The organism is Algoriphagus sp. Y33 (genome assembly GCF_014838715.1).
Taxonomy (GTDB): Bacteria; Bacteroidota; Bacteroidia; order Cytophagales; family Cyclobacteriaceae; genus Algoriphagus.
In genome coordinates, this window is sequence record NZ_CP061947.1 from 3,239,650 (window position 1) to 3,266,317 (window position 26,668).

The following is a 26,668-nucleotide window of genomic DNA, read 5'->3' on the forward strand; positions in this document are numbered from 1 at the left end:
CCATCATCCTATGAATACCAACGTTGATTTGTATTTCACAGAAGGCTGCGGACGCTGTCCCCTAGGCGGCACTTCTGATTGTAAAGTCAATTTTTGGACAAAAGAATTGCACCTTCTCAGAAAGATCATTCTTGATTGTGGGCTTGTGGAAGAATCAAAATGGGGAGTGCCTTGCTACACATTTCGGAAAAAAAACGTTCTGGTATTGGCTGCAATGAAGGAGTATTGTACTGTCAGTTTTTTTAAAGGAGCATTGTTACAGGATGTCCACAATATCCTGAGCAAGCCCGGCGACAATACGCAGGCAGCACGTCTGATCAAGTTCACTACTAGTACAGATATAACACTGTTGAAAACCATCCTGAAGTCCCATATTTACGAAGCAATTGAAGTAGAAAAAGCCGGCCTGAAAGTAGAATTCATTAAAAATCCAGAGCCTATTCCCGAAGAGCTCCAAGCAAAGTTAGACGAAAACCACAGTTTCAAAAAAGCTTTTGAGGCCTTGACTCCAGGAAGACAAAGAGGATACATTCTGTATTTTACCGCTCCCAAGCAAACCCAAACCCGTGTAACAAGGATTGAAAAGTGCACTCCAAAAATCCTAGAAGGTAAAGGATTGAATGACCGCTAGTAAGCATGCGTCTCCGGATTCTCAATTTCTATTGCAGACAGCTGAGCGTTATTGGTTTAATCCAGCTGAAAAAGAATTTTATGATCAAATTTTTTAAGTCCTCATATTGAGGAAAATTGCTCTCAATTAGTTTGTTAGATTTTTTCTTTTGGCAAATAAAAACAGCAACAAAACCGCTTCTCATTGCATCAAAAAGGCTTTTTTGCCAGTTGATCACATTCGTCTCCCATGGTATAAAATTTGGATAATCTATAATAACCTCAAGATTAGGAATCATGAAATCGAGCCTGTCGAAGGCGAGACCGAGAGAGATGATTAACCGGCTTGCGGGATTCTCCCGATCCGCCGCATCGGACGGGACTGGTTATTTCTATAAAACCTCAATTATAAACACATGAAAACGAACAGTGAAATTTTAGATAAAGAAAATCTTACCAGAATAATAGGCGAATACCCAAGGGAACCAAGCAACCAAACTTCAGGTCCTTATTTATTGGTAAGTGGAGGAATACATGGAAATGAAACAAGCGGTGTGCTTGCAATACAGCGGGTATTCCGAAAACTTCAAGAGGACAAGCCTTCATTGAAAGGCAAAATAGTTGGCATCGCGGGAAATATCGTTGCTTTGAAAAAAGGAGTACGTCTGATCGACAAAGATCTTAACAGAGTCTGTACATTGGCAAATGAAGAACGGTTGAAAGCACAGCAATCATTGGATTTCCACGAAGCTTCAGAGTTTAACGAATTAATAAAAATCGTGGAAAAACTGGAAAATGAAGAATTCAATTCCGCCTTTCATTTTATGGACTTGCATACCACATCTTCTACTACTGCACCGTATATCAGTGTGAATTTACGCGAAAGGAGTTTCGATTTTGCTAAACAGATGCCATTGCCCGTAGTGAAGGGAATAGAAAAATATATCCCGGGGCACTTCGATCACTACCAGACCCTCAAGGGTCACACCGGCTTCACCATGGAGGCGGGACAGCATGACGATCCCAAATCGGTAGACTATCACGAAGCTGCGATCTGGATAATTTTGGTGAACACCGGAATGCTGGAAAAATCAGCTATTCCATATGACAACTACTATAAAATGCTGGAAAATGCCTCTCCGACTAATGATAATTTCGAGGTGATTTATAGACAAGAAATTGGTGAAGACCATTATTTCAGAATGGATCCGGGCTATGCTAATTTCACTAAAATCAATCAAGGCCAGCGTTTGGCCACATTGGATGGGGAAACGATTGTATCCCGTTCTAAGGGAAGGGTATTCTTGCCTTTATACCAAAACCAAGGCTCTGACGGTTTTTTTATAGTGAAGCAGGCATAAAAAAACATCCTAAATCCAATCCAAATTCCTTCCCTAAGACCAAGTCAGTAAGCTTTCGACATCACGATTAAGAAAGGGAAAAACCTCCATTGGCTTTTCCCTTTTTGATTTCTGCGGCCTTTAGCTTACAAATTCAATGTGGCCAAAAAAGCATTGGGAAGTGCTCCGTCATAGTGCTTTTGATAAGCTACTTTCCGCTCCAGCGCATCGATTATCGCTGATCCAAAATCCACCCCTTCAAGGTCGTGCATCGCATTGATTGCTCCTGGACTATCCAGGTTCAACTCCATGATTTTATCCCCTACTATATCTATACCGGCCAGAAACATCCCATCCCTGATCAGTTTTGGCCCAACTATCTCACACAGTCTCCTTATATCCTCGGTTATTTCAGCGTGAACTGCCGCTCCTCCCGTATGTAGATTACTCCGGATATCATTGCTATTGACCCGGTTTACTGCAGCATATTTTCCTTTTACTTCAAGGATTTTTCCATTCATCATGATCACCCGAATATCACCGTTTTTGGCAGCAGGAAGGTATTCCTGTGCGATTACAAACCCATATCGATTGATAGTTTCTACCATTTGATTGAGGTTTTTGTCATTATCTACCAAAAAAACATCTTTACCTCCAGAACCTTGAAGTGGCTTCAGTATGATCTTATTTTTCTCTTTTTTGTAAAACTCCTTGATCTCATCCACATCACGGCTGATGATGGTGCGGGGACGTACGCTCTCCGGAAAATGCTGAAAATACATTTTGTTGAAAGAAGACATCAGTGAATACGGATCATTCACTACAAGTACACCATTTGCGACGGCTACCTGGCCAAAAACCATTCCTGCTGTCTGCGCCCAAGCCCGCTCCCCAAATTCCTCACAGGGATTATTTCTCAGAAAAAGCACATCCAAGTCATCAGAGGAAATATGAATTTTCTCGGATGAAGGACTGTGGAGAGCCTCTATGTATTTTTCCAAACTGCGAAACTTTGTAGAAGGTGCTTTGACTGCTATAGCTCCCATTTTGCCATCTTCGAGATAGCAGAGCTCCCCCACGCTGATGATGTAAACCTCATGCTCCCGACGAATGGCAGCTGATGACAGGAGCGTAGTACTGTATTCTCCTGTTTCGGTTTCTAGCTGATTTACTACAAATCCAATTTTCATTTTAGTGGTAGTTAGTGGTTAGTTGACTAGTTCGGGTAAGGATAGTCCCTCCTTTAGTTTTTTAAGTCTCAATTGGGCAGTGTCTGTTTGCAAAAAATTCGGAACAAGGGGAGAAGGTTTGATGATGTCACGTATACGCAATTCCTGTATTAAAGGAATATGCTTGAAACCGATTTTACCGACATACAAAGGTTCCAAATCCCCTCCGTTTTGCAGGTAATCTATCAGCTTGATTAGCCCTCTGAGGTAGATTATATCTTTGGTGCATCCCCCTCCTTGGTATGCTCTTGCAGTAATCTGAAAAGCTTGCTCCGGCACTTCATTATAATCTGCGGTAAGCAAATGGTAGGTCTCTCCAAAAGACATTCCCTCAGTAACTGATCTTCCTGCTACAACCCGTGCAGCCAGTGTCCGGAGTCGATTATTGGTAAGCCCTCCCACAAGATATTCTGCCAATACAGCCAATCCTTCCTGCAGCTCATCGTAATCGGCAAAGCCGCTACTCATTTGTCCGAAAGGCTGTATTTTCCCATTATAAAATGTAAGAACGTGGGTACCGATTTCATGGTGGACCAAGGCTTTGATCCGCCGCATAGGGACTTTAAAGCTAGAACCTATATATAATTGTCCTTTGGAAACCAGCATTCCGACAATGTCGTGTTTCACCTCTACTTTTGAGTCAAGCTCCGGATATAGGGTTTTATACTGCGCTATTTCATCCGAGCAAAACTTCGCCATGTCGTAAGGATCTATCCATTCTACATCCTCATGGCTGTCTGGCCGTAACGTTTTTAAAAGAAGCTTGGCCGTCTCATACAAGTCGACTTCCGGGGAACTGTATAGTCGGATGCTACTATACATGAAGTTTTTGGTTCCCCGCTCCTTTAGCATGGTGATCTGCTTTTCGAGTTCCTCACGTTTTTCGGTGTAGAGATATAAAAGTGTAGGATCTTCTATCCCTTTGATATCAATCCTGAATAATTCTTCTTTCAGTCGATCGGGGTCAACAGGCAAATTCCGATAGAGGAACTTCGGATTTTTTTGATGCCGGTTTGCAATAAACTCCTCCTTGGCCTGCATGGTATTAGTCGGAGAAATCAACAGTAAAAACTGAAACTTAGCTTCAATTTCAGAGAGATGCTGATCTACTTCCCAAACTTTCTCGTCCACCTGCATGGTGCCCAAACGCTGGTAATTGGGAATATCGAAGGAAGTCTGCACACGGATAAATTCATAAACTGCCTTTCGTAGGATATTAGAAAAAGCATGCTTAAAATCTTTAAAAACAAGGTAGAAAAACTCCTTTTTATCTTGGTCTTGAAAGAACGGCGGGATCTCCAACCCCATCAAATAAATCCCCGCCTCCTGACATTGCTTTAAAGTCAGAAAATCCTCCAAATGGTCAGGATGACGTATAGTATCCTTTTCCACCCGAACGGTCAGCTCTTGATGAGACTTACAAAATGACTCCAATCCATCTTGAAATGCTTTGACTGTATTTGGAGCTTTGTCTTTGGCCGTCTTGAGTACAAAGGTTTTACTGTCCTGCCTTCCGACCCAAACTTCAAGCACCATCACCGAGCCATATTCTTCGGCCAGTTCCTTTGACAATTCCTTGACTAGAATAGCAATGTCAGAATTAAAATCTGTCGTGGCTTCAGTGATGAGGTAAGATGACTCCGCTCGAATTAGATGGGATATTTTGAAATGATCATGTTTTTCTTCTCTATAGACCAAAAGAAACGGCAGTCTTCGCTCTATCCTTATTCGGTTTTTGCCTCCAAGTGAAAGGTTGAGAACATTTCCCGTTTTAAGAGCTTCTGTAAGTGCTTCTTTTGTCTTTTTATCGATCATTACTTCTCCTCCTCGTCTGCGTTACTGTAAAAATTGTTTTCCTCGTCCTCGGAACCAATATCTTCCTGCTCATCATCCAATTCGCTTCCGGGAACGTCCATATCATCTCCAGTGAAATCAACTTTCCGATTTCTCTCAATAAGCTGTTCATCATCACCGCCATCATCCCGTAGGTTTGCCTCCTTTGATCCTAGAGCTTCCAGATCTTCCTTGGTTACCTTAGCTTCCTTGACGAGTTCTTCTGTTGACTTATCCTTTAAGTTTTTCGAGTTTCCCTGCTTAGTCGTTTTCATAGCTTTTTCTTTAGGTTAAGGCAACATGGATGCCCTATGACAGAAAAAACTCTTAAAAAAAATCAAATTACCTTGAGAAAGGCGATAGCCCTGTTTTCCTTCTATTCAAAAAATATTTGAGATTATCCAACTTAATTCCGAGCCGATCTATGTGCAGTAATGTTCCCGGAATGAGTAAAGTTTCAACTACCTTTTCTGCGATAAAGGAAGGTAAAGCAAGTTATCATCCTTATCCACAATTATTTCCAATCCATCTTTGGTCGTCCCGATTTTACTAAACTGATCCAATTCCACCAACAAGCTATCTGAAGTCGATAAGCGCGGATAATTGCCATATGCATAAGCTGTTTTTTCTTCCAAGGCTATTGAATCTATTCCAGAAAGGAGGTTTTTATATAAAAAACCAGTCATTCCTTCAATAGTCTTTATCTGAAACCAGTCCGACGTCGCAGCCTTAATGAAAACAAGCTCTTCTACCTTCATTCTGGATATAACAGCTGACTTGGTACTCGGCCCATTTCTCAAATTTGCTTGAGATACATTCACCTTCATAGCAGGAGAAAACTGCTCATCCGGCAACAACGGTGCAGCTATAAAATCATTTTTAATCGCTGGAAAAGGATTAATAGCTCCACTTTGATAAATTCCAAAATGTAAATGCGGCGCTGTAGTTCTAGCATTACCGGTGTTCCCTACCAGTCCCAATGTATCTCCCGGTTTTACCCGCTGTAGATTCCTAACCAGCTGACTGTCTAAATGAGCAAAATAAAGATTCCAGTTACGTTCACTGTCCCTCACCCAAACTTGCTTACCTCCTAATCCACGATCCCGAACGGCAGTGACTACGCCCTCTACAGGAGCAAGGACAGGTGTACCGCGCTCCGCAAAAATATCAACGCCCTCATGCGTCCTACGTCCGCCATCACGCACATCACCCCAAACACTTTGTATTGCTCTGCTGTTTTTTCCCTCCACAGGAAAAACAGCATAGGTGGCAGTGCCACTAATCCTTAGCTGAAAGTTCCCCTGACCAAGAAGTTCCGGCTGAATCCGAATCACATAATATCCAGTTTTACCGGCTTCAAACTTCACCGAGTCATTTTGAGCGGTGTAGGACTTTAGTTCCTTCCACTCCGGCCCTTCCAATAAGTCAACAATCAATTCACTGCTGTCATTTGCATGCCACCGTACTACTATGTTGATGGATGCTCCCTGTTCTAACTGGATTTTCCACGCTTCAGCAGCTATGCTTTTAGACTTAAAACTTCCCTGAATTGCAATGGGAACTTGTAGCAATGGAGCATTCAGTAGTGCTTCATCGGCAGAGTTCAACCACTCCTCTCCTATTTTTGTAGAGTTGATCCCTGAGCTCTCAAGTTTATTTTCATACTGAATTCTAGCTGAGTTGGATTTGAATATGCGTACAGACCGGTTACAAGAACATATAAGAATGCCCAGTAGGACACAAAGAACGAGTTTTGATATCAGATTTCTCATCGGGATGATTGTTCATACCATAACTCAGGATTGTTAGTAATCAGTTGCAATACATACACACTGACTACTGCGAATACTATATGGGCGATAAATAAGGCTATAAAGTAATGGAAATGAGACAACTTAGGCGGATTTGCATGTAAACTAAGATACCCTTTCCATACCACTATCGCTACTACTCCACTTATTGCTCCTATCAGAATAGAGTCCTGCACATTAATTTTGAATATACCCCAATTCCAAAGCAGAAAATACGATAAAGAAAAAAGCACACCTACTCCGAAATGTGCAATGCTACCCACGGTAATGGCGCTTTTGCTTGGTGTGTAATAATTTCGCTCGGCCACTAGCATATTTCCCAAGATATGAATCACCTTGGTGAATGAATGACTTAGATAAGAATATAGGTACATGATTAAGGTCATGGCAACCGTACCCACCAATCCGGAAAAAACCGTAATCAAGAAATGTTTTATATCCATGAGGGTGAATTAGAAATTATGCGGGCAAAATCAACAATTGATCTTGCCCGCAAAGTATTATACAGGTATTCTCGCTGCGTCCTCTCTATCCCAGATTCTATGCTGTCCGATAGCTTCGACAAAGGCTGCTGCATCTTGGTCAAACAGGACTCCTTTAGGGCTGGCGTTTTTGGAAGCGTAAGTCATATCCCATAATCTCATAGCGTCTCCATTGATTGCGATAAATTTGTAATGCTTATAAGCCTCATCCACAAATCGGATTGCATCCGGGTTTTTATGAAGAATTTCTATGCTTTTAGATCCGCCAGGGACAAAAACAGCATCAAACAATACAGATGCAGTAGTCAACAGGCTATGGTCTACTTTGATAGCTCCACCGTTAGAATCTGATATCGATCCAGAATGTGAACTGATTATTTTTGCTTCTGCTCCTTCATTTTTAAGTGCCTTTTTATAGTGCTCTAGCGATTCTGCATCTACACCGTCAGTTGCGAGTATAGCTATCATACGTCCTTTGATCCCTTTTCCGTTTGAAGCCATCAGACTTAGTTTTTCGGATTTTTGGACGGACGATTTCACCTCTTTAGGCTCATAATCTTTCGGGTCAGCATCTGCAGGAAAGCTATGATTTAGCGGCTCTTCAGGTTTGGTGATCGGATTGATTCCCAGTCCTTCAGCGACATGCTTCGCCAGCTCCTCACTGACGTATGTCAGCATTCCTACCATCCGTTCTCTAATGTCCTCACTTTTTACTTTACCCAGTTCGAAGCGCAGTGCTTCTATCATATGATCTTGCTCTACTTTTGACTGACTTTCGAAGAAAAGTTTGGCTTGGCTAAAATGATCCATGAAACTTGTACTTCTTGCACGAATTTTATGCCCTTCGATTTTCTCCTGATGTGACACAAAACCTCCCTCTGACATTTTAGCCTGAAAAGGACACCCGCCTCCTATATTGTTCGGGTGATAGCTGGTCTGTCCCGTATTGATTGTCTGTCGCATGAGTCCTCCCCGTTGATTATTGTGCACAGGCGCAATCGGTCGGTTGATTGGGATTTCATTAAAATTAGGCCCTCCCAAGCGGGAAAGCTGCGTGTCTGTATAGGAGAATAATCTTCCCTGAAGCAACGGATCGTTGGAAAAATCAATTCCAGGCACTAGATGTCCCGGATGAAAAGCAATCTGCTCTGTCTCTGCAAAGAAGTTTGTTGGGTTTCTGTCCAGCACCATTTTCCCGATCAACTTCACGGGAACCAATTCTTCGGGGATAAGTTTGGTGGGGTCCAATAAGTCAAAATCAAACTTATGTTCGTCCTTGTCAGCAACTATCTGCACACCTAATTCCCATTCAGGATAATTGCCGTTTTCGATAGCATTCCAAAGATCTCTTCTATGGAAATCAGGATCCTGACCCGATATTTTTTGGGCTTCATCCCACGTGAGCGAATAAGTTCCTGCTACAGGCTTCCAGTGAAATTTCACAAAGAAAGATTCCCCCTTTTTGTTTACAAAACGGAAAGTGTGTACACCAAATCCTTCCATCATACTGTAGCTTCTAGGCAATGCGCGGTCGCTCATCACCCACATGATCATATGCATGCTTTCTGGCATCAGCGATATAAAATCCCAAAATGTATCGTGGGCAGAAGCTGCCTGCGGGATTTCATTGTGTTGCTCAGGCTTTACTGCATGAATTAAATCGGGAAATTTCATGGCATCCTGAATAAAAAATACAGGCATATTATTCCCTACCAAATCATAATTTCCTTCCTCTGTATAGAATTTAACAGCAAAACCTCTCACATCCCTAGCCAAATCAGACGAACCCTTAAATCCGGCCACAGTACTAAATCTCGTAAATACAGGTGTTCTTTTCCCCTTCTCTCCAAGGAATCCCGCTTTGGTGAATTCGGAAAGATCTCCATAGGATTCAAAATAGCCATGTGCTCCGGCTCCCCGGGCATGGACAATACGCTCAGGAATCCGCTCATGGTCAAAATGGGTCATTTTCTCTCTGAAATGAAAATCTTCCAACAACGTAGGTCCCCGCTCTCCTGCAAGGAGGGAATTCTGATCGTCATTGATTTTCAATCCTTGATTGGTAGTCATTGCCTCCCCGCTTCCATCCTCTGTATTCATGTAGAGGTCATCGATTTTTGGGTTTTCAGAATTTTTTGGGGTCTTCTCTTTTTCAGCCATAATAGTTTGTCTTTAGTGGTTTTACAAGATCATTCCTCTAAAAACATTCCAAGCACGGAAGCAAAGTCAATATACCTTTTTTAAAACAACCTTACACATCATTAGCATCGACTTCTTATGTCCTTGACTCCTTTACCATAAAACAGCAACTAGGGCTTATTAACCTCTAATAGCCTATATCATGCATATTAGATGTATTGATATAAGATGACTAAACATTTCGACACATTACAAACTTATTCTAATTAAAAAGTCGGAGACCAAAATACCCCTGTCAATGGATTTGTATTTTGAAAAAATTGATTCAAAAATTCCTCATCATGAGGTTAAAAATCAATCCTACAGCAAGAAGGTAAAAAATGATGCAGGTAAAAAACCCACATCATCTATTGGCATAGTTTAACCCGAAATATGCATTAGCAATTCTATTACAGCCATTAATTGCTTCAAAATCAGCCATTACATTGCTATTTTCTTGCAATTAATGTCCTCACAACGAAACCTAATGCATAATCCGGATTTAATCCAAGGATTTTCGCTTGCCTTTTTCGTCAAACGTAAAAGTCTGGTTAGGACCGTTATTCATTCTGAACTCTAACTCATAATAGGTAATGTTATTTTCTTCATACCTCCTTTTGACCAAAATGCTATCAGGATGGATCTCATCTATATTCTCGATGACTTCCAGCAATTCTTGTGGCAGATTAATTGAATCTGTAGAGTTGATAACTAGAGGTATTTTGGTGCCATCTGTCAATCTCATACTGGAGTCAGTTCCTGCCTTCGTTTTCTCTTCCACAGAAGTTGATTCCTCCACTACCATGGTACCATCTTCTGTGACGCTACCATACTCTTTCTTTTCGTTGCAGGCGAACATCACGGAGGACAGTGCCAATGCAAATACTGATATCTGATTTTTCATAATCGGTTAGATTTAATTGAATAGGTTTATATCTCTTACTATATCAAAATCCAACCCAAGTAAATTTATAGTCCATTCCCACTTCTAAATGACAATTTTAAGCTATTGCTTTATAAAAAGTAGTTCTGATTATTTTATGGTTTTCCCCGTTTTGGGGATTTCTTCTCTCGCTTATTGCTTATAAGAAGCAGTTCTATTTGCTGAGTTTAGCCCATAATTTCTCACCCCACTTGCTAAGGATATTTTGCTCATCCTTGCCCTCAATATCCTCTTCGCCCAAGACATAACCGAGAGGTGATAAAGCCGGAGTAGCATCAAAAATAATTTTAGCTATACCTGCAATAGGGATACTCAACACCATCCCTGCAACACCCCAAATTGAACCTCCCAAAACCACAACCACTATGGTGACCAAAGGATTGATTTCCACTTTGCTTCCTACCACATAGGGCTCAAGAATATAACTTTCTACAAACTGCGCAATTCCAAAAGTCACCGAAACTCCAATCAAGCCCCACATCTCAGCACCTGAAAAGACCGCCATAACAATGGATAGTCCGTAACCAATGATATTGCCTACATAAGGCACCAACGACAATATAGCCGCTATTACACTAATAAGAATAGCATTTTGGATTCCTGAGATAGATAAGCCTATACTGTAAATGATGGCCAAAAAAACAATCAGTGTGAATCTTCCAACGACAAAATTAAGAGCCAGTCCTATGGAGTGACTCATTACTTCCTCCGCCTCTTTTCTGTTTTTCATGCTAAAAAACTTCAGAATAGACCGTTTTACCTTATTTCTATACAAAAGCATAAAGAACAGGTAGACCAATGTAAGACCTGTGCTTCCCAAAAAGCCAAAGAAATTCTTCACGATCATTCCGATTTCTTCTGAGGCACCTGAGACGAATTGCTGTGGTGAAGAAAGCTGAGCTTTAGATGGATCAGCTGGATTACTAGGGTTTTCATCTGGGGCTGCATTTCCTTCGGAATTTCCTGAAGGATAGAACATATCGAATTGTTGTTGGAAATTAAGGCCTGTTTTATCTGAAATCAACTGCTGAATCTCTTCCAATTTTGGCTGCATCTTACTTTTCACCTCAGGCCATCGTTCGGAGATATTGGACACTTGAGCTGATATGATCACAAAAAATGAAATAAATACCAACAAACTTAAAGTCACACTTATAAATGCCGAAAACCCGCGTGAGAGCCCCCAACTTTCCAATTTTCTACAAAGTGGAATACAAATCAAAGTCAATAATAATGCTACTGCTACAGGCTTGAGAAAACCCGCAGCTTCAATAGCACCTACTATAAAAAAGTAAGTTCCCAGCACCAGAAGTACTGTAAATAATAGAATTTCTTTTGATTTCATTTCCTTATTAAGAAGTATGGATTGAATCCCTATTCTTGATATTAAGTAATCAAACTCCCTAGTTTAATTCCCTGTATAGGTTATCTTCCACAAAGTATTACCACTGTCATCGTTTACCAATAATGAACCATCAGGCAGCACAGTGACATCCACAGGACGTCCATAGACTTCCGAATTGTCCGCATCAGACACAAATCCCGTCAAAAAATCCTGTGGCTCACCGGATGGCTTGCCTTTTTCAAACGGCACAAAAAGCACCTTGTAGCCAGCTAGGTTTTTACGGTTCCACGAACCATGCTGACCTACAAAGGCCCCATTTTTGTATTTTCCAGGAAAAGTGGATCCTTCATAAAAAGTCAGCCCCAGAGAAGCTGTATGACTTCCCACCGGAACTTCAGGAATAATCGCTTTTTCCACCAAGTCAGGTGCTTCTCCTTCCATCCTTGGGTCTTCGATCTGACCGAAATAGGAATAAGGCCACCCATAGAAGCCTCCTTTCTTCACGCTGGTAATATAATCGGGCACTAGATTATCACCCAACTCATCACGCTCATTTACTGCCGTCCACAATTCTTTGGTAATAGGATTCCAAGACATGCCTACCGGATTTCTCAATCCACTCGCATACATAATCTCACCGCTACCATCAGGGTTGACTTCCAAAATCCCTGCTCTTCTGCGCTCTTCTTCCATACCGTACTCGGCATTATTGCTGGCTGACCCAACAGAAATGTAGATTTTACTACCATCTTCGCCCGCAATCAAATTTCTTGTCCAGTGATTATTATAACCACCGGCAGGTAAATTGACGATTTTCTCTCCTTCACCTTCCAATTTCAACTGGCCTGATTTATAGGGAAATCTATATACCCCGTCGGTATTGGCGATATAAAAATGGTCATTTAGAATAAGCATTCCGTAAGGACTATTCAAGTCTTGCTTGAAAACTTCACGGGTTTCATAATCGCCATTTTTATCCTTATCCTTGAAAATGGTAATGCGGTCAGCACTACCTTTTGTGTTGCTTTCTACGACGAAAATATCTCCGTTGGAACCAACATATGTATTTCTGGGATTGTCCAGTCCGTCTGCAAATTTGCTGACAGTAAATCCTGCAGGAGCCGTAGGCATTTTACCTTCCGACCAGCCTACTACTTTGCTATGGTTCTTTACTGATTCTGAAGAATAGGGAGGTGGTAAAATCAGTTCACCGATTGCAGTTTGTACCGTGTCGGGATTTGACTGAGAAATCTCTTCCTTCTCGTTATTGGATACCCTCCCCTGACAGGAAACAAAACTAAACGTAGCCGCTGATATAAGGGATAAAGTAAGTATAGATTTAAAGCCCATTGGTAGTTAAGGTTTGGTTTTCGTGGCAAAAAGATCAATGATACAGCCAAAAAAGATATGGTAGGCATATCGTACCGTATGGACTGTTAGTAGGTTGTTTATAATCGAGAAACCGCCTTATACCTTCACATATGAGAATAATAATACCCAAATTGGGTTGCAAATTAAACGGTAGAAGAAGTTAACTTTCCTATATATTTTCAATTCCCGTTTTCTCATTGACACGCAGAAATCGGATTCTTGCATGAGGCTTGTAATCAATCATATCCAGACCTATTATCCGTGTTTCCGAAGCCGAATACATTTTGATGGGAATATTTGCCAGGCCAAAACCCCACATGCCATTCCGGATTGATTTCATCTGTTTATATTTTGTTTTAAGAGGTCAGATGGAATCTCGCTCGGTGAATAATCATCCCTCTGTATGAAAAGCCATTCTCATGGGTATTTCATGTTTTCTAAGCGTTGTGGTTAATCGTTTTTTAGAATTTTCAACTGATGCTTTGTTAAGGATACTTTCACTTTAGGGATTCCTTCGTAGAGCGTTCGATGTTCAACCAACTCATCATCCACATGAAAGGGAAGATATGTACTGATGTTGATTTTTTTTGCTTTGATAGTTTGAAAAGGGCTGGGCTCCGTCCCCTTTTTCTGAGCCTCTAAAAAGGTCTTTAATTCTTCCTTTTGGTGCTCTTTTATCAACATTACATCCAGATAGGCATCACTTTGGTCAGCATCGGGAGCCAGCTCCAGTCGTGGTCCCAGCTGCTTCGTATTCATGATTTCAACCCAGATGTACGCTCCCGAATAGTCCCTGCCATCCAATTTGATTGTATAGTCCTGCACAGGAAGTTCCGACTCCAATCTGATCAGGTTTTCGATCCCAAAGCTCACTTTATCTTCCCCATCACTTTCCATTTTTTTGTTCCTACTCTTTTCCAGAAGCAATGCTGTGAATATCCCCCAGCCCATTCCTTCTAAAAACCATCCTTTAGCTTCCCTGGTCTTATATTTCCCAATGCTGAGGTACCGAAAGTCCTTTTTCTCAAATTGACCCACAATTTTCTTGTAATAATCTGTCAAATCGAGACTGCCTGCAATATTATTTGCATTGCCAAAAGGAAGAATTGCGATTGGGTATTTAGTGTTGCGAAACTGGAGGAGAGTTTTTTCCACAGTGCCGTCACCTCCTGCGATCAGGATCAGATCGCAACTGAGATCCAGTACCTTTTCGTAATTGTCCTCCTTGGAATTCTGCGCAATCACGCTTGCCCCTTGCTTTTCAAGCGATTTTGTAATCTTGGAGAGTGGAAATTCTTCGTTTCCTGCGGTTGGGTTGTGGAGTAATATAATCTTCATCAGTCGGGTGATATGAAAGTTCTGCTTGCTATTTGCGTGCTAAAAGGAAACCAAACTGACTAACCATGAATATTTTAATCACAAATGACGACGGAGTCTATAGCCCCGGAATTTTGGAATTGGCAGAAGTCGCTGCTGAATTTGGCCACGTGCGAATCGTAGCTCCTGATGTGGAGCAATCCTCTATGGGACATGCTATCACTGCGACTAGACCGCTTTCCTATCGCAAAACAAAAATCGGAAATTTCGACGCGTACCGAGTCAATGGAACTCCCGCAGATTGTGTGTCGCTGGGCAGCTTTCATTGGGAGAAAGTAGATGCGGTTCTTTCAGGTATCAACTTAGGTCCAAATCTCGGGAATTCCATGTGGCATTCCGGCACGCTAGCCGGCGCAAAACAGGCCGCATTGCTCGGAATAAAAGGTATTGCACTCAGTACCCCCACCCAAATAGAGGAGTATGATTTCTCTCATATTAGGCCTTATGCAAGAGAAGTAATCTCTTACTTGCTTGGTCAAGAAGGACCTAAATTGGTGAATGTAAACTTCCCTTTCTCTCCACTGGGAATCACCTGGACCAGACAATCTGTGCGTCAGTATGACGGACTGGTAAAACCATCCGAAGACCCTATGGGCCGAAAGCATTTTTGGTTTACAGTAGTTCCGTTAGAAAATTCTGAAGAAGGGACGGATCGCTATGCCTTAGAAAACAACCTGGTTTCTCTAACTCCTTTAAGGTTGGATTTGACCGATGAATCTCAACTGGCGAAACTTACGGAAATGAATACTTTCAGCAAGTAATGAGTTAAATGGATGGGGTGAATTTTTCCTAGATGTTGTAGAGAATTCTACAGTCTAATTGAAATTTGTGCCCCCTGATATTCTATCCAATTCTTTTAATTTATAAATCCCAAACTTGCTTTTGGTCAGAAATTGGTTCTTCATATTATTTCCCAAAAGCCACTCTATGCCACTTCTATCCGATAATTGGTAAAGGTAGCCTATCAGCTAGCCTCCGTGGGAAAGCCAAACTTAATGCAAAAACAGAAGTAAAAATTTTCCGCAATACGATAAGAAAAGTTACAGGTTCGATTTTAGTATTCAAGATGGTCATACTCTAACCAACTATTACATGACTTTCCCCCATCAACCGTACTATTCCAGAATTTTGGATACCGTAGGACATACTCCATTGATTAAACTAAGCAGACTATACCCCGACATTCCACAACGGATTTTTGCTAAAATGGAGTCATTTAATCCCGGCGGAAGTATTAAAGACCGTACCGCACTGCAGTTGATCACCCACGCGATGGAGATCGGAAAATTAAAAAAGGGAGACACGGTGGTAGAATCCAGTTCAGGAAATATGGCCATAGGACTAGCCCAAACTTGTAAATACTTCGGTCTGAATCTGGAAGTAGTGGTAGATCCAATGGTCAATAAGCAAAATATTAAAATCATAAAGGCCTTCGGAGGTAAAGTCAATTTTGTCAATTTCCCTGCAAAGGAGGGTGGTTATTTACAGGCTCGCTTGGACAAAGTTCAAGAAATATTGGATTCCAACCCTAGAAGCTTCTGGACCAATCAATATGGAAACCCTCAGAATCCTGCTGCCCATAAGCAGACAATGCATGAAATAATCAAAGATCTCGGTAAGGCACCGGATTACCTTTTCGCCGCCACCAGTACCTGCGGAACTCTCATGGGTTGTGCAGAATACGTGCAAAAAAATGAGCTGAGAACCAGAGTAGTTGCTGTAGATGCTGTAGGCAGCGTAATTTTTGGTACGCCGGCAGGAGACAGGAAAATCCCCGGTCATGGCGCAGGAAGAAAATCCCAGTTTCTGCAGAGAGAATCGATTTACGATGTGGTTCATGTCAATGACGAAGAATGCGTCAAAGGATGCCATAACCTTCTGAATTCTGAAGCAATATTGTGTGGAGGCAGCTCTGGGGCAGTGGCTTGGGCAGTGCATAAGCTAGCACCTTCCTTGCCATATGGTGCTACAATCGCCATGATCTTATGTGACAGGGGAGAAAGATATCTGGATACGATATACAATGAAGATTGGGTGAAAGAGAATATTATGGAGCTTGAAAAAGTTCTGGCTTAACCAATTCCCCCGAATACTAAAGAAGCTTCAAATGATCGAAAAAACTGTTTCAAAACGTATCGCAATAGTCGGACTTGGCCCAAAAGGACTCTACGGGTTAGAGCGTTTGCTTGCAAATCTGACTCAGTTGGAAAAATCATGTCCTGTCGAAATCCATCTCTTCAATAAGTCAAACGCTTTCGGTGCAGGAGATATTTACAACCCAGACCAACCTTCCTATTTATTGATGAACTACGTCAATGGCTATATTAATATGTGGCCCGAAGGAGAACCAAAGCCGATAGTTTCAGAGCCCAAATCGTTTGTTGAGTGGTTAAGTGATCATGCAGAAGAATTTCCTGATGCCAGTGCATATACTTTTTCATCCCGTGCCACAGTTGGTAGATATCTTTGCGAGGGGTTCGAAGATCTTCTTCGAAACTGTCCGGAAGAAGTGTCTTGTGTAAAACATGTAGGCGATGTCCATAATATTCTAAAAGAAAAGGAGTGTTACACTATTTATTTTAGAGAATCCAACAGTTCGACAAAAGAACTTAACGGCTTCCACAACATCCTTGTGGCGACTGGTCATCCCTGCATCAATGCCCCCCATTTACTTCCTCAGCCCCACCGAATAGATTTTATATACCCTGTAAATCAACGACTTGACACAATACCCACAGGAAGTAGAGTTGCCATCAAGGGAATGGGGCTTACGTTCATTGATGCAGTTCTGGCTCTGACAGAAGGTAGAAACGGAAAATTTGAAACAAATGATGAAAGCAGCCTCTCCTACATCAGATCAGGACTAGAACCCGAGATAATTTATCCTTTTTCAAAATCAGGTTTGATGATGATTCCACGCGGAAACACATTTGATAAGCCTTCAGTTAAGCCATTTTATTTCCGGAAAGACTCTTTTGAATTCGTTGAGCCATTGGATGGAAAATATGATTTTGAAAGACAGCTTTTGCCATTTATTGAACAGGAGTTTAAAGCTGTTTATTATAGCAAGAAGTTCAAGGAACAGGGAAATGAACTGGTGCTATCAAGGGATTTCACCGAAGTCGAGTTCCAAATAGAAAATTTCCACAAGCAGTATCCCGATATTGAACGTTTCAATTTTCACAGCTTTTTAAGTCAACCGCTTTCTGTCAAAAATCTGTCTAATCAAACAATGCAGTTTATGCGGAAAAGCATTGATGAAGCGGAAATCGGGGTGGAAAAAAGTGCTTTTGCCGCTACAGCTGATCTTTGGAGGCACCTAAGCGATTTTTTTAACGAGCTTTATAAATTCGGGGGGTTAAAACCACAATCCCAGAAGATCTTCCTTGAAAAATATGCGGGGCATCTGAATAGGATTTCTTATGGACCTCCTATCGAAAACATGAAAAAAATTCTGGCAGTGGCCCAAGCAGGATTAATAGATTTCTCTTTTTGCCGAAATCCTCGAATCACAAAAAAAGATAAAATTTCGCTTACTATAAGCGGACAAGAAAATATCTCTGTGGAATACTTGGTGGATGCGAGAATTCCCAAAATTCAGTTACACCGGTGTGCAGGAGAGCTGTATGGCAACATGCTGGAAAATCAACTCATCTTTCCGTATGTCAATAGACTGGAGGGACGACTTGACTTCAGGCCAGGCTGTCTTTCAATCAACGAAAAAGGGCAGCCACTAGACGAAACCGGCTTCGCCAATAAATCACTCACATTTGTAGGAACTCCCACGGAAGGCCTTACCTATGACAATGATACGCTTTCCCGAAAAAGAAATGATTTCGTCAGTGGCTGGGCGAAAGATTTGGCAGAACACTGCCGCTCCTTACAGCCAGTATCTAATTCAACAACCATTTAGTGATGACGAATTTACCTAAATTGACTCCGATTACCTCTCCATGGATGCATGAACTCATGGAGGAAAAAACTGTGTTGAATGAACTTCTGGAGAAGTACGGATCACCGATAAATATCCACCAAGTGGACACGATGGAGAAGAACTTCAACTCTTATCAAAGCGTTTTCGAAGAGTTTGGATTAAAGCACAAAATATTCCTCGCCCGAAAGGCCAATAAAACTAAGGGCGTGGTTCAAAAAGCATACGCGCTTGGAATGGGAATAGACACCGCCAGCCTCCGGGAATATACCCAATGTCTGGAAATGGGAATTGAGGCTTCGGAGCTAATTATCACTGCTGCTGTAAAAAACAGGCAGCTGGTAGAGAAAGCTGTTCATCATGGAAGCCTACTCATTCTGGACAATGAGGATGAGTGTGATTTAGTGCAGACCGTTGCGAAAGACCAAAATAAAAAAGCGAATATCGGTTTTCGGGTAAGTGGATTCTTTCTGAATGAGAAAAAGCTGTACAGCAGATTTGGCTTTGACTTACTGGACATTGATAATTTCATCACTGCCAATTTCATTGAGTCAGACAAATACCATCTTTTAGAATATAAAGGATTACACTTTCATATTAATGGTTACTCCATAGAAGAAAGAAGATTTTCCTTAGCCCAGTGTCTCGCTTTTTCACAGCTCTTATCCAAGAAGGGATTGAAAACAGAATTCATAGATATAGGAGGAGGGATTCTGATGAATTACCTGAATAATGAGTCGGAGTGGGATTATTTTAATCAACAGCTTCGTAAAGCAATTGGTGAAAAAACAAGCGAGATAACATATGAAAACCAGGGGTTGGGATTGGAAGCAGTAGGTGGAGTCATGCATGGGGAATTAAAAACGTATCCTTTCTGGAGTCCTGTCTCAAAAGGAGATTCACTGCGGGAAATACTATCTCATAAGCCCCATTCGAATGAGAGTTTGGGTGAAATTGCCAAAAATCTTCAACTAGAAATCAGGATGGAGCCCGGACGGTCCATGTTGGATCAAGTAGGGTTGACTATAGCGAAAGTTGCCTACCGAAAAGTGGATTCCAAAGGGAATAGGTTAGTTGGATTAGAAATGAATATGACTCAGATGCTAAGTGGAAGTGCTGATTTTCTGTTGGATCCATTTGTAATTTACCAGACGGACGAAGTAGAAGAGCCCGTAGAAGTATATTTCACAGGTGCTTACTGCTTGGAAAGGGACGTACTACTGAAGCGAAAAATAGGATTGCCAAAACTCCCTATGGTAGGTGACCTAGTGGTGTTTGTCAATACAGCAGGGTATATGATGCATTTCTTTGAATCTAGTGCTCATCTGTTTCCTTTAGCTACCAATTTGATCTGGAATAGAACTACTGAAAACGGTAAAATAAGCTCTACTCATTTTCAAAATGATGAAAACCTCTAAATAGAATTTAAATGATAGTAAGCCCTCTCGACAAAGGCTGGAAAATATTCTTTCACAAAGCACATGCCCTGCTGGCCATGGCTATCGGTATGAATTTGAATAGTAAAATTTGGCCCCTTCCCAACTATTGGGCAGCTGGGATAGAGAGTATAGGAGAACATGATAACAATCAGCCTAAATGGAATAAAAGGGATAATTTAACCGGTTCAGGAGCACCACTTGATTATCGGCAGCGAAAGGGAGTAGACTTGAAACAAGCAAAGTCCGTACTGCAAAGTGCAAAATACAAATCGAGTTTTATTGTACTGATGGTTTCGGCCCACTTCCAAAAACTATATGGCAAATCCAAGGAACCGGAAGTTCAGGAGTTTCTGGATCACATAGACCAATCCTGTCAGGAAATAATGTCCAACCTTGGCTTAAAGAATGAGCAAGTTTCTCAATGCTATCAGGTACTGCGGTTTTGCGATGACCTTTCGCTTGCCTTGTGTCAAAATGACTTCAAGAATCAAAAAGCTCCTGTAGAGATTGATCCGATCAGTGGATCAGAGAAGATCTCAATATCCCAACTTCCCGACGGAAATTTTGAGCTTGATCCCTGGGTCTTCGAGAAAGATGAGGTAATTTTCTACACTGAGTATTATACCACTACTACCGATTTTTATAGTGAAGATGAAGCGTTAAGAAACGATCTTGACTTTCTTCAGCCCAAGGAAAGGGAATTTGTAATCAAGAAAAAAGAGCATATTGCTATGCCCTTTTTACATGAATTGTAATTTTCAATAGCCGGGATTTTGGTCACTTGGACTCATTGCTGCGTTGAAATTAAGCTCTTCCAACGGTATTGGCCATAAGTAATGTTTTTCCGCAATGGTGATTCCCTTATTCTTCATAAGAAATTCTTCAGCTCTGCCTGTTCTTTTCAAATCCAACCACCGCTTGCCTTCAAACTGTGTTTCGTAAGCTTTCTCTTGTAAAATAAGATCGAAGAAGTCATCCGAAGTCAGCTCCTCCAGTACATAATCCTTTTCTGAAACTGTCACCGGATCGAGCCCAAAGGCTCTACGGCGGACTTGATTGAGTGCTTCCAGATTCTCTTCGGTCGGCCCATCCACTTTTACAGAGGCTTCTGCATAAATGAGGAGCAACTCAGCGTAACGATAGACGGGAATATCATTTCCTGCACCGGTATTGTCCACAGCCTGTGGCTCGGCATATTTACCATTCACTATCGTAGAATCACCCAATCCAAAGTCAACTAGTTGCCAAAGTCCTTTACGCAGGTCACCCTCGTCCCATTCTTTGTGAAAAGGGTTGGTAGCATCCCCATAATGAGCATAGGCACCGCCAAAATTATAAAGTCCTGTACTTGGGTGGTTTAGAATCCACGGCAATCCGTTTCCTTGTCCTGTTTGTCTGGTAAATTTGAACGCAAAGATCTCTTCACTGGAGGTGATCAACATAGCACCAAAAATCTTCTCGCGGATATCATCGACAGAGGCAATAGGTACCAAACGGAATACTGCTGCTTCCATTACTTCTTGGGCTTTCATCTTTGCCATCTCATACTCTTCCAATTGAAGATAAACATCCGCAAGCAGTGTTTTTGCAGCCCATTGAGTGGGTCTTCCCGGAGCTGATGCACCAGTAGGAAGGTGCAGCTCAGCATCTGCCAGATCCGCCAATATTAAGGTATACACTTCCTCCTGAGTACTTTTGGGCACATCTTTTTGCTCTATATTGAGCTCAGTTCGAAGAGGCACCCCTCCCCAGTTTCTTACCAAGTCAAAGTAGGTCAACGCTCTGAGAAATTTAGCCTCAGCGGAATAGCTATTCATTTCATCTTCCGTCAATTCTTCACTTAGAGGCACTTTCCCGATCACAATATTTGCATTTCGGATTCCTTCATAGAATCTACTCCATCGTTCAGCCGCTGCATTAATATTAGTGGGATTGAATCCCTGAAAATCATTGTATTGTGCACGACTCCCACGTCCGTAGCCCCAATCCGTGTGGGCACTGAGGATGGCGATCTGTTCGGAGCGTACCATCCGCAATGGAAAATAGATCGCATTGGTAGCTGCATCAAAATCAGATTTGCTTTGATAGAAATTCTCCGTTACGATGGTTTTGGGCTTTTCCTCCAACAGACTGTCGCAGGAACCCGCAAGTCCTCCGATAGCCAGAAAACCGGCTATCATCAGTTTAGAATTTAATAATCTACAGTTATTTGACTTTTTCATGGCTTGATTCATTTGAGGATTAAAAAGTTGCATTTATACCGATGGTGTAGGATTTGGGAATAGGATAACTGAAGTGGTCAATTCCCAATCTATTGTCCCCCCCTTTACTGTTCACCTCAGGATCCCACCATGAGTACTTGGTGAAAGTCAAGAGGTTTTGCCCACTCGCATAGACTCTAAGGCTTTTGAGGAATTTCCCCTGAGCATTCTTAAGGGGGAAATTATACGCCAACAAGATGTTTTTCAAACGTAGATAAGAGCCATCTTCCACAAACCTATCCGACACACGGGCAGTAGAACTTCTGCTGATTCTTGGATATTTCGCATCCGTATTTTGCGGAGTCCAGTGGTCCAACAATACTTCCTCGGGCATATTCAGTCCCTGTCCATAATCCATAGTGCCGGAAACCGCACTGACGTTCATTATATCATTGCCTTGGCTTCCTTGGAAGAACAGATCCAATTGGAAACCTTTGTATGTCATATTGGAGTTGAATCCGTAGAAAAAATCAGGATTTGGATCCCCTATATAGGTCTTGTCAGCTTCCGTGATTTCCCCATCATTGTTTAGGTCTTTGAACCTGATATTTCCTGTGTCGGTATAACCATCTTCCTGATACCCCCAAAACTGCCCCAATGGTTTTCCTTCCTCCATAATTGAGAAGTTATCCGCAACAGTAATCACATTAATGAAATTGGTAAGTATAGGCTGTCCATCATTCAGACTCAGCACCTTGTTTCGATTGAAGGAGATATTGCCATCTAAACTCCAGCGAAATTCTGAAGAAAACACCTGCGCAAAAAGACTTAATTCTATCCCCCTATTTTCTATAGAGCCCACATTGTCAATTGTAGTAGTGTAACCAAAAGAACTTGGCAAACGCACTGTGCTCAGCAAATCATCCGTGGTCTTGAGATAATAATCAGCACCTAATACGATGCGATCCTGTAAAAGTCCCAGATCAAATCCCAAGTCAAACTGTGTGGTGGTTTCCCACTTCAAATCTCCGGGTAACGTAGACCCGGGAGCTAAAAAATTATACAACTCATCTCCGAAAACCGTGTACCCCGGAAAGAGCCTATTCAGTGTAGCATAGGGATCAATTGCCTGTGATCCGGTCACCCCCCAACTCGAACGGATTTTCAACGTAGAAATAGCTTCTTGAGATTTCATGAAATCCTCTTCAGATACTTTCCAAGCGATGGCTCCCGAGGGAAAATAACCCCACTTATTCCCCTCACTATATCGAGAGGAGCCATCTGCCCGGAAAGATGCCGTAAAGAGGTATTTATTGGCAAAACCATAATTCACTCTTCCCAAATAAGACAATAAAACCGAATTCGCATATCCGGAAGTTGGGATACCCGGTGTTTCAGCAGCCCCTAGGTTATCGGTTTCGTAGAGATCACTCAAGAATCCCGTACCGCTGCCTGCCAGAAATTTGGTCGTGAAATCCTGATAAGTAAAACCTGCCAATACATTCAAATCATGTTTTTCATTAAACACGTCTGCATAAGTAATTGTATTTTCGTTAAGACGGCTTATATACTGCCCAGTGGTAATACTCGCATTCCCATTACTGTTAATAAATTCTCTACTTCTGTAAGTGTCAGTCCTATCGTCACGGTTTTCTATACCACCGGACACTTTGATCGTAATCTCAGGTATGGGATTATAGCTCAAAGCGGCATTTGCCAATATCACATTGGCGGTGATTACAGTGGATTGCTCGTTGATAAAATAGAGCGGATTAATCATATCCGGCGAAACAAAAGGAAAATCATCAGCCAGATTATTGATAGTCTCATCCATGGAATAGGGACTTGAGAGCGGCGAAGCTCCCAGTGCTGCCCCTATCATACTATTCCCTCTGGATCCGCCTTCACTATCTCTCCGTGCGGTCACCAGTTTACTCATTGTGCTATTGAAGTCTACCTTGAACTTGTCACTGATTTTGTGATTTATAGTAGATCTGATAGAATACCTGTCATAGTCTGACCCTTCAATGATACCATCCTGCTGAAAAGCACTTCCGCCAATTAAAAACTGGGTATTTTCTCCTCCTCCGGATATGCTCAGCGAAGTATTTTTGATGGGTGCTTGTTGGAAAATTTCATTTTGCCAGTCCGTACCTTCTCCGAACCCGTTGACTTCTGCCTCTGTAAAATAAGGTGACAAACCATCATTTTCTGCCTGTATATTCATCAATTGGGCATACTGTCTTCCATTCATCAGCTTCAGCTTTTCCCTTAATGTCTGAACAGTGTATGCCGCATCAAACTCAACGACTGTTCCTGAACCGGAGCCATTTTTGGTTGTGATCAGAACCACTCCGTTTGCTCCTCTCGAACCGTAAATTGCAGTGGCCGAAGCATCTTTCAGGATTTCAATGCTTGCTATATCCGCATTGTTCAGGTTGGTGGGATTTCCCGAAAAAGGAAACCCGTCAATCACATAGAGGGGATCGTTATCGCCTTGGATGGAATTGGCACCACGTATTCTTACCGAGACACCACCTCCGGGTGCCCCATTATTCTGGATGACCTGAACGCCCGCAGCCCGTCCATTAAGTGACTGAATGACATTGGACGCGGGGAAAGCGTTAATTTCCTCCCTGTTAACCTGTGCCACAGCACCGGTAAGATCTGCCCTTCTGGTAGAACCGTAGCCTATTACCACAACCTCATCCAGTTCTTGGTCGTCACTTATCAGCGTCACATCGATGGAAGTCTGATTACCCACTCTCATTTCCTTTGGCTGAAAGCCCAAAAAAGAAAATACCAGCACGACTCCTTTTTGGTCTGCCGGTATAGCTATGGTATAGTTTCCCGAATCATCGGTAATAGCACCTTTCTCGGATCCTTTGATCTGGACAGTGGCTCCAGGCAATGGATTTCCATCTGTGTCCTTGACGATTCCTGAAATGGATCCATCAGCCTGAGCTATTGCAGGGGGTGGAATGGAATCTCTCTGCGGAACCGTGTCCTGGAGATAGCTTGGTGAATGGTTTTCTGCCAGCGCATCAGTAGATATACCAAAGAAAATGCTAACCAGAAAAAATAAGGCTGAAATCTTTTTCATAGTCGGTTGGTTATAATGAAACAATTGGGGTTTATTGTCTCATTCTTATCATTCTTACAGTCAACTAGTATTCCAGTAGATTACTATAATCATCACTACATCCCAAACATGCTTGATTCGCAGTTTTCACATCTTATCAATCGCCGATTTCTCAAATGACAGGATTTTCATATGCTCCTAAAATTCAACAGTATGTGGATTACTAACCTCACTATGTCCCGGAAAATCCTTGTCTGCTAAACAATTCATTCAACATTCTCCTTATCCACCGATTATTTCCCCCCCATTTACATGGATAAATTGTCCGGTGATATAAGAGCTATCCTCACTCGCCAGAAAAACATATGCGGGAGCAACTTCACTTGGTTGTCCTGCTCTTCCCAGTGCAGTATCCTGCCCAAACTTAGTGACATCATCAAATGTGGCGGGAATCAACGGAGTCCAAATCGGCCCAGGCGCAACTCCATTTACCCGGATTTTGTCCTTGGCCAGCATCAATGCCAAGGAGCGGGTAAATCCCACGATTGCGCCCTTGGTACTTGCATAATCCACCAAATGTTCGCTGCCACGATAGGTGGTCACAGAACTTGTGTTGATGATGGTGTCACCTGCCTTGAAATGAGGAATCGCCAATTTGGCTAAATGAAAAAATGAGAAAATATTAGTCTCAAAGGTTTCATGGAGCTGCTTTGCTGTGATGGAAGTGAGTTTGCTTTCGGGAAACTGCACTGCTGCATTGTTCACTAAGATATTTATTCCTCCTAGCTCCTTCACGCATTGATTCACAGCTTTTTTACAAAAACTCTCGGATTTAAGATCACCTGCAATCAATAGGCATTTTCTTCCCTCTTTTTCTACCAACTCTTTGGTGTCTTGGGCATCTTTGTCTTCACTTAAATAAACGATCGCCACATCCGCTCCCTCTCGTGCAAAGTAAACCGCAACACTTTTGCCGATCCCGCTGTCTCCTCCCGTAATCATGGCAATTTTATTCTCTAGTTTTCCGCTGCCTTTATACCCTTTGCGAATCACTTCCGGCATTGGCTTCATTTTGCTTTGCTGCCCTGGCAAAGTTTGCTTTTGGTCTTTAAATTCAGTTGGCTTTTTCATAGTCGTAATGGTTTAGTTTAGTCGCTACTTTTGTTCAAGAGTTTCTCAATGCAGAAATCAATTCCTTCTTAGTCATTTTGCTTCTGCCTTCGATTCCTACTTCTTTTGCTTTTTCGTACAATTCCTGTTTTGATCTTTCCTCATATTTTTTGGCATTGCCGCCTTTTTTACCCGAATTGGGGGTATTTGCGATCCGGGCGGCCTTAGTTTTGCTCATTCCTTCTCTTAATAATGCCTCGTATTTTTCATCATTTTTGATGCTTGGGCCATGGTCTTTAGTCATGATTTCTATTGTTTAAAGTTAAATAATGCGGTTTTTTTGCAGAATTAGGACACCGATGTTTAGGGATCCCCTTGCTGCCTTAA

General features: G+C 41.9%; 22 protein-coding genes. 7 read left to right on the forward strand and 15 right to left on the reverse strand.

The window, feature by feature from the left end; genetic code table 11:
• Window positions 1-10 precede the first annotated feature (10 nt).
• Both ID165_RS12995 and ID165_RS13000 read left to right on the forward strand, forming a co-directional pair.
• Window positions 11-631, forward strand: a complete 621-nt coding sequence (locus tag ID165_RS12995; RefSeq protein ID WP_192085268.1) for a YdeI family protein — start codon at window positions 11-13, stop codon at window positions 629-631.
• Between the two features lie 394 nt (window positions 632-1,025).
• On the forward strand, window positions 1,026-1,970 hold the full coding sequence (locus ID165_RS13000; protein ID WP_192085269.1) for a succinylglutamate desuccinylase/aspartoacylase family protein: 945 nt from the start codon (window positions 1,026-1,028) through the stop codon (window positions 1,968-1,970).
• 125 nt (window positions 1,971-2,095) lie between these two features.
• Here the strand turns inward: ID165_RS13000 and ID165_RS13005 are convergent, their stop codons facing one another.
• From ID165_RS13005 to ID165_RS13055, 11 genes are all read right to left on the reverse strand, one after another.
• Window positions 2,096-3,139, reverse strand: a complete 1,044-nt coding sequence (locus ID165_RS13005) for a glutathione synthetase (protein WP_192085270.1) — start codon at window positions 3,137-3,139, stop codon at window positions 2,096-2,098.
• A gap of 18 nt (window positions 3,140-3,157) precedes the next feature.
• Complete coding sequence (locus tag ID165_RS13010) at window positions 3,158-4,993, reverse strand: flavohemoglobin expression-modulating QEGLA motif protein (protein WP_192085271.1); 1,836 nt, start codon at window positions 4,991-4,993, stop codon at window positions 3,158-3,160.
• On the reverse strand, window positions 4,993-5,286 hold the full coding sequence (locus tag ID165_RS13015) for a hypothetical protein (RefSeq protein WP_192351800.1): 294 nt from the start codon (window positions 5,284-5,286) through the stop codon (window positions 4,993-4,995). Before ID165_RS13015 ends, ID165_RS13010 begins: the two co-directional genes overlap by 1 nt.
• Before the next feature lie 186 nt (window positions 5,287-5,472).
• Window positions 5,473-6,783 (reverse strand): peptidoglycan DD-metalloendopeptidase family protein, encoded by a 1,311-nt coding sequence (locus tag ID165_RS13020; RefSeq protein ID WP_192085272.1) that lies wholly within the window; start codon window positions 6,781-6,783, stop codon window positions 5,473-5,475.
• Window positions 6,780-7,265: a hypothetical protein gene (locus ID165_RS13025; RefSeq protein WP_192085273.1), complete on the reverse strand. Its 486-nt coding sequence runs from the start codon at window positions 7,263-7,265 to the stop codon at window positions 6,780-6,782. The genes ID165_RS13020 and ID165_RS13025 overlap by 4 nt, the downstream gene beginning before the upstream one ends.
• A 57-nt stretch (window positions 7,266-7,322) precedes the next feature.
• Window positions 7,323-9,464: a catalase gene (locus ID165_RS13030; protein ID WP_192085274.1), complete on the reverse strand. Its 2,142-nt coding sequence runs from the start codon at window positions 9,462-9,464 to the stop codon at window positions 7,323-7,325.
• 520 nt (window positions 9,465-9,984) lie between these two features.
• On the reverse strand, window positions 9,985-10,386 hold the full coding sequence (locus ID165_RS13035; protein ID WP_192085275.1) for a hypothetical protein: 402 nt from the start codon (window positions 10,384-10,386) through the stop codon (window positions 9,985-9,987).
• 193 nt (window positions 10,387-10,579) lie between these two features.
• The gene (locus tag ID165_RS13040; RefSeq protein ID WP_192085276.1) at window positions 10,580-11,770 is read right to left on the reverse strand and encodes an AI-2E family transporter; all 1,191 of its coding nucleotides are present in this window, start codon (window positions 11,768-11,770) and stop codon (window positions 10,580-10,582) included.
• A 63-nt stretch (window positions 11,771-11,833) separates the two neighbouring features.
• On the reverse strand, window positions 11,834-13,120 hold the full coding sequence (locus ID165_RS13045; protein WP_192085277.1) for a sorbosone dehydrogenase family protein: 1,287 nt from the start codon (window positions 13,118-13,120) through the stop codon (window positions 11,834-11,836).
• Between the two features lie 190 nt (window positions 13,121-13,310).
• Window positions 13,311-13,481 carry a hypothetical protein gene (locus tag ID165_RS13050; protein WP_192085278.1) on the reverse strand — a complete coding sequence of 57 codons (171 nt, stop codon included), beginning with the start codon at window positions 13,479-13,481 and terminating at the stop codon, window positions 13,311-13,313.
• Between the two features lie 110 nt (window positions 13,482-13,591).
• A complete protein-coding gene (locus tag ID165_RS13055) occupies window positions 13,592-14,479 on the reverse strand; it encodes a diacylglycerol kinase family protein (RefSeq protein ID WP_192085279.1) in 888 nt (295 codons plus the stop codon).
• 65 nt (window positions 14,480-14,544) lie between these two features.
• Here ID165_RS13055 and surE point away from each other — a divergent pair, with 65 nt between their 5' ends.
• The 5 genes from surE (at window position 14,545) to ID165_RS13080 (ending at window position 20,643) form a co-directional block, all read left to right on the forward strand.
• Entirely contained in the window at window positions 14,545-15,279 is a 735-nt protein-coding gene (surE, locus tag ID165_RS13060; protein ID WP_192085280.1) for a 5'/3'-nucleotidase SurE, read from the forward strand.
• 331 nt (window positions 15,280-15,610) lie between these two features.
• Window positions 15,611-16,594, forward strand: a complete 984-nt coding sequence (sbnA, locus tag ID165_RS13065; RefSeq protein WP_192085281.1) for a 2,3-diaminopropionate biosynthesis protein SbnA — start codon at window positions 15,611-15,613, stop codon at window positions 16,592-16,594.
• Between the two features lie 31 nt (window positions 16,595-16,625).
• Window positions 16,626-18,431 carry an FAD/NAD(P)-binding protein gene (locus tag ID165_RS13070; RefSeq protein ID WP_192085282.1) on the forward strand — a complete coding sequence of 602 codons (1,806 nt, stop codon included), beginning with the start codon at window positions 16,626-16,628 and terminating at the stop codon, window positions 18,429-18,431.
• Window positions 18,432-18,433: 2 nt separating this feature from the next.
• Entirely contained in the window at window positions 18,434-19,867 is a 1,434-nt protein-coding gene (locus ID165_RS13075; RefSeq protein ID WP_192085283.1) for a Y4yA family PLP-dependent enzyme, read from the forward strand.
• 11 nt (window positions 19,868-19,878) lie between these two features.
• Complete coding sequence (locus ID165_RS13080; RefSeq protein WP_192085284.1) at window positions 19,879-20,643, forward strand: DUF3891 family protein; 765 nt, start codon at window positions 19,879-19,881, stop codon at window positions 20,641-20,643.
• A gap of 3 nt (window positions 20,644-20,646) precedes the next feature.
• On the opposite strand, the gene ID165_RS13085 is transcribed toward ID165_RS13080, so the two are convergent.
• From ID165_RS13085 to ID165_RS13100, 4 genes are all read right to left on the reverse strand, one after another.
• The gene (locus ID165_RS13085; RefSeq protein ID WP_192085285.1) at window positions 20,647-22,110 is read right to left on the reverse strand and encodes a RagB/SusD family nutrient uptake outer membrane protein; all 1,464 of its coding nucleotides are present in this window, start codon (window positions 22,108-22,110) and stop codon (window positions 20,647-20,649) included.
• A 19-nt stretch (window positions 22,111-22,129) separates the two neighbouring features.
• Window positions 22,130-25,192 (reverse strand): TonB-dependent receptor, encoded by a 3,063-nt coding sequence (locus tag ID165_RS13090; protein WP_192085286.1) that lies wholly within the window; start codon window positions 25,190-25,192, stop codon window positions 22,130-22,132.
• 261 nt (window positions 25,193-25,453) lie between these two features.
• Window positions 25,454-26,302 carry an SDR family oxidoreductase gene (locus tag ID165_RS13095; RefSeq protein ID WP_192085287.1) on the reverse strand — a complete coding sequence of 283 codons (849 nt, stop codon included), beginning with the start codon at window positions 26,300-26,302 and terminating at the stop codon, window positions 25,454-25,456.
• A gap of 34 nt (window positions 26,303-26,336) precedes the next feature.
• Window positions 26,337-26,585: a Rho termination factor N-terminal domain-containing protein gene (locus tag ID165_RS13100; protein ID WP_192085288.1), complete on the reverse strand. Its 249-nt coding sequence runs from the start codon at window positions 26,583-26,585 to the stop codon at window positions 26,337-26,339.
• Window positions 26,586-26,668 lie beyond the last annotated feature (83 nt).

What these genes read in the sequence shown, in the direction of transcription:
- ID165_RS13100 (WP_192085288.1), bottom strand. Translation starts at nt 26,585, where the DNA reads ATGACTAAAGACCATGGCCCAAGCATCAAAAATGATGAAAAATACGAG.
- ID165_RS13090 (WP_192085286.1), bottom strand. Translation starts at nt 25,192, where the DNA reads ATGAAAAAGATTTCAGCCTTATTTTTTCTGGTTAGCATTTTCTTTGGT.
- ID165_RS13040 (WP_192085276.1), bottom strand. Translation starts at nt 11,770, where the DNA reads ATGAAATCAAAAGAAATTCTATTATTTACAGTACTTCTGGTGCTGGGA.
- surE (WP_192085280.1), top strand. Translation starts at nt 14,545, where the DNA reads ATGAATATTTTAATCACAAATGACGACGGAGTCTATAGCCCCGGAATT.
- ID165_RS13085 (WP_192085285.1), bottom strand. Translation starts at nt 22,110, where the DNA reads ATGAAAAAGTCAAATAACTGTAGATTATTAAATTCTAAACTGATGATA.
- ID165_RS13095 (WP_192085287.1), bottom strand. Translation starts at nt 26,302, where the DNA reads ATGAAAAAGCCAACTGAATTTAAAGACCAAAAGCAAACTTTGCCAGGG.
- ID165_RS13035 (WP_192085275.1), bottom strand. Translation starts at nt 10,386, where the DNA reads ATGAAAAATCAGATATCAGTATTTGCATTGGCACTGTCCTCCGTGATG.
- ID165_RS13015 (WP_192351800.1), bottom strand. Translation starts at nt 5,286, where the DNA reads ATGAAAACGACTAAGCAGGGAAACTCGAAAAACTTAAAGGATAAGTCA.
- ID165_RS13055 (WP_192085279.1), bottom strand. Translation starts at nt 14,479, where the DNA reads ATGAAGATTATATTACTCCACAACCCAACCGCAGGAAACGAAGAATTT.
- ID165_RS13080 (WP_192085284.1), top strand. Translation starts at nt 19,879, where the DNA reads ATGATAGTAAGCCCTCTCGACAAAGGCTGGAAAATATTCTTTCACAAA.
- ID165_RS13075 (WP_192085283.1), top strand. Translation starts at nt 18,434, where the DNA reads ATGACGAATTTACCTAAATTGACTCCGATTACCTCTCCATGGATGCAT.
- ID165_RS13030 (WP_192085274.1), bottom strand. Translation starts at nt 9,464, where the DNA reads ATGGCTGAAAAAGAGAAGACCCCAAAAAATTCTGAAAACCCAAAAATC.
- ID165_RS13045 (WP_192085277.1), bottom strand. Translation starts at nt 13,120, where the DNA reads ATGGGCTTTAAATCTATACTTACTTTATCCCTTATATCAGCGGCTACG.
- ID165_RS13010 (WP_192085271.1), bottom strand. Translation starts at nt 4,993, where the DNA reads ATGATCGATAAAAAGACAAAAGAAGCACTTACAGAAGCTCTTAAAACG.
- ID165_RS13025 (WP_192085273.1), bottom strand. Translation starts at nt 7,265, where the DNA reads ATGGATATAAAACATTTCTTGATTACGGTTTTTTCCGGATTGGTGGGT.
- sbnA (WP_192085281.1), top strand. Translation starts at nt 15,611, where the DNA reads ATGACTTTCCCCCATCAACCGTACTATTCCAGAATTTTGGATACCGTA.
- ID165_RS13050 (WP_192085278.1), bottom strand. Translation starts at nt 13,481, where the DNA reads ATGAAATCAATCCGGAATGGCATGTGGGGTTTTGGCCTGGCAAATATT.
- ID165_RS13005 (WP_192085270.1), bottom strand. Translation starts at nt 3,139, where the DNA reads ATGAAAATTGGATTTGTAGTAAATCAGCTAGAAACCGAAACAGGAGAA.
- ID165_RS12995 (WP_192085268.1), top strand. Translation starts at nt 11, where the DNA reads ATGAATACCAACGTTGATTTGTATTTCACAGAAGGCTGCGGACGCTGT.
- ID165_RS13070 (WP_192085282.1), top strand. Translation starts at nt 16,626, where the DNA reads ATGATCGAAAAAACTGTTTCAAAACGTATCGCAATAGTCGGACTTGGC.
- ID165_RS13020 (WP_192085272.1), bottom strand. Translation starts at nt 6,783, where the DNA reads ATGAGAAATCTGATATCAAAACTCGTTCTTTGTGTCCTACTGGGCATT.
- ID165_RS13000 (WP_192085269.1), top strand. Translation starts at nt 1,026, where the DNA reads ATGAAAACGAACAGTGAAATTTTAGATAAAGAAAATCTTACCAGAATA.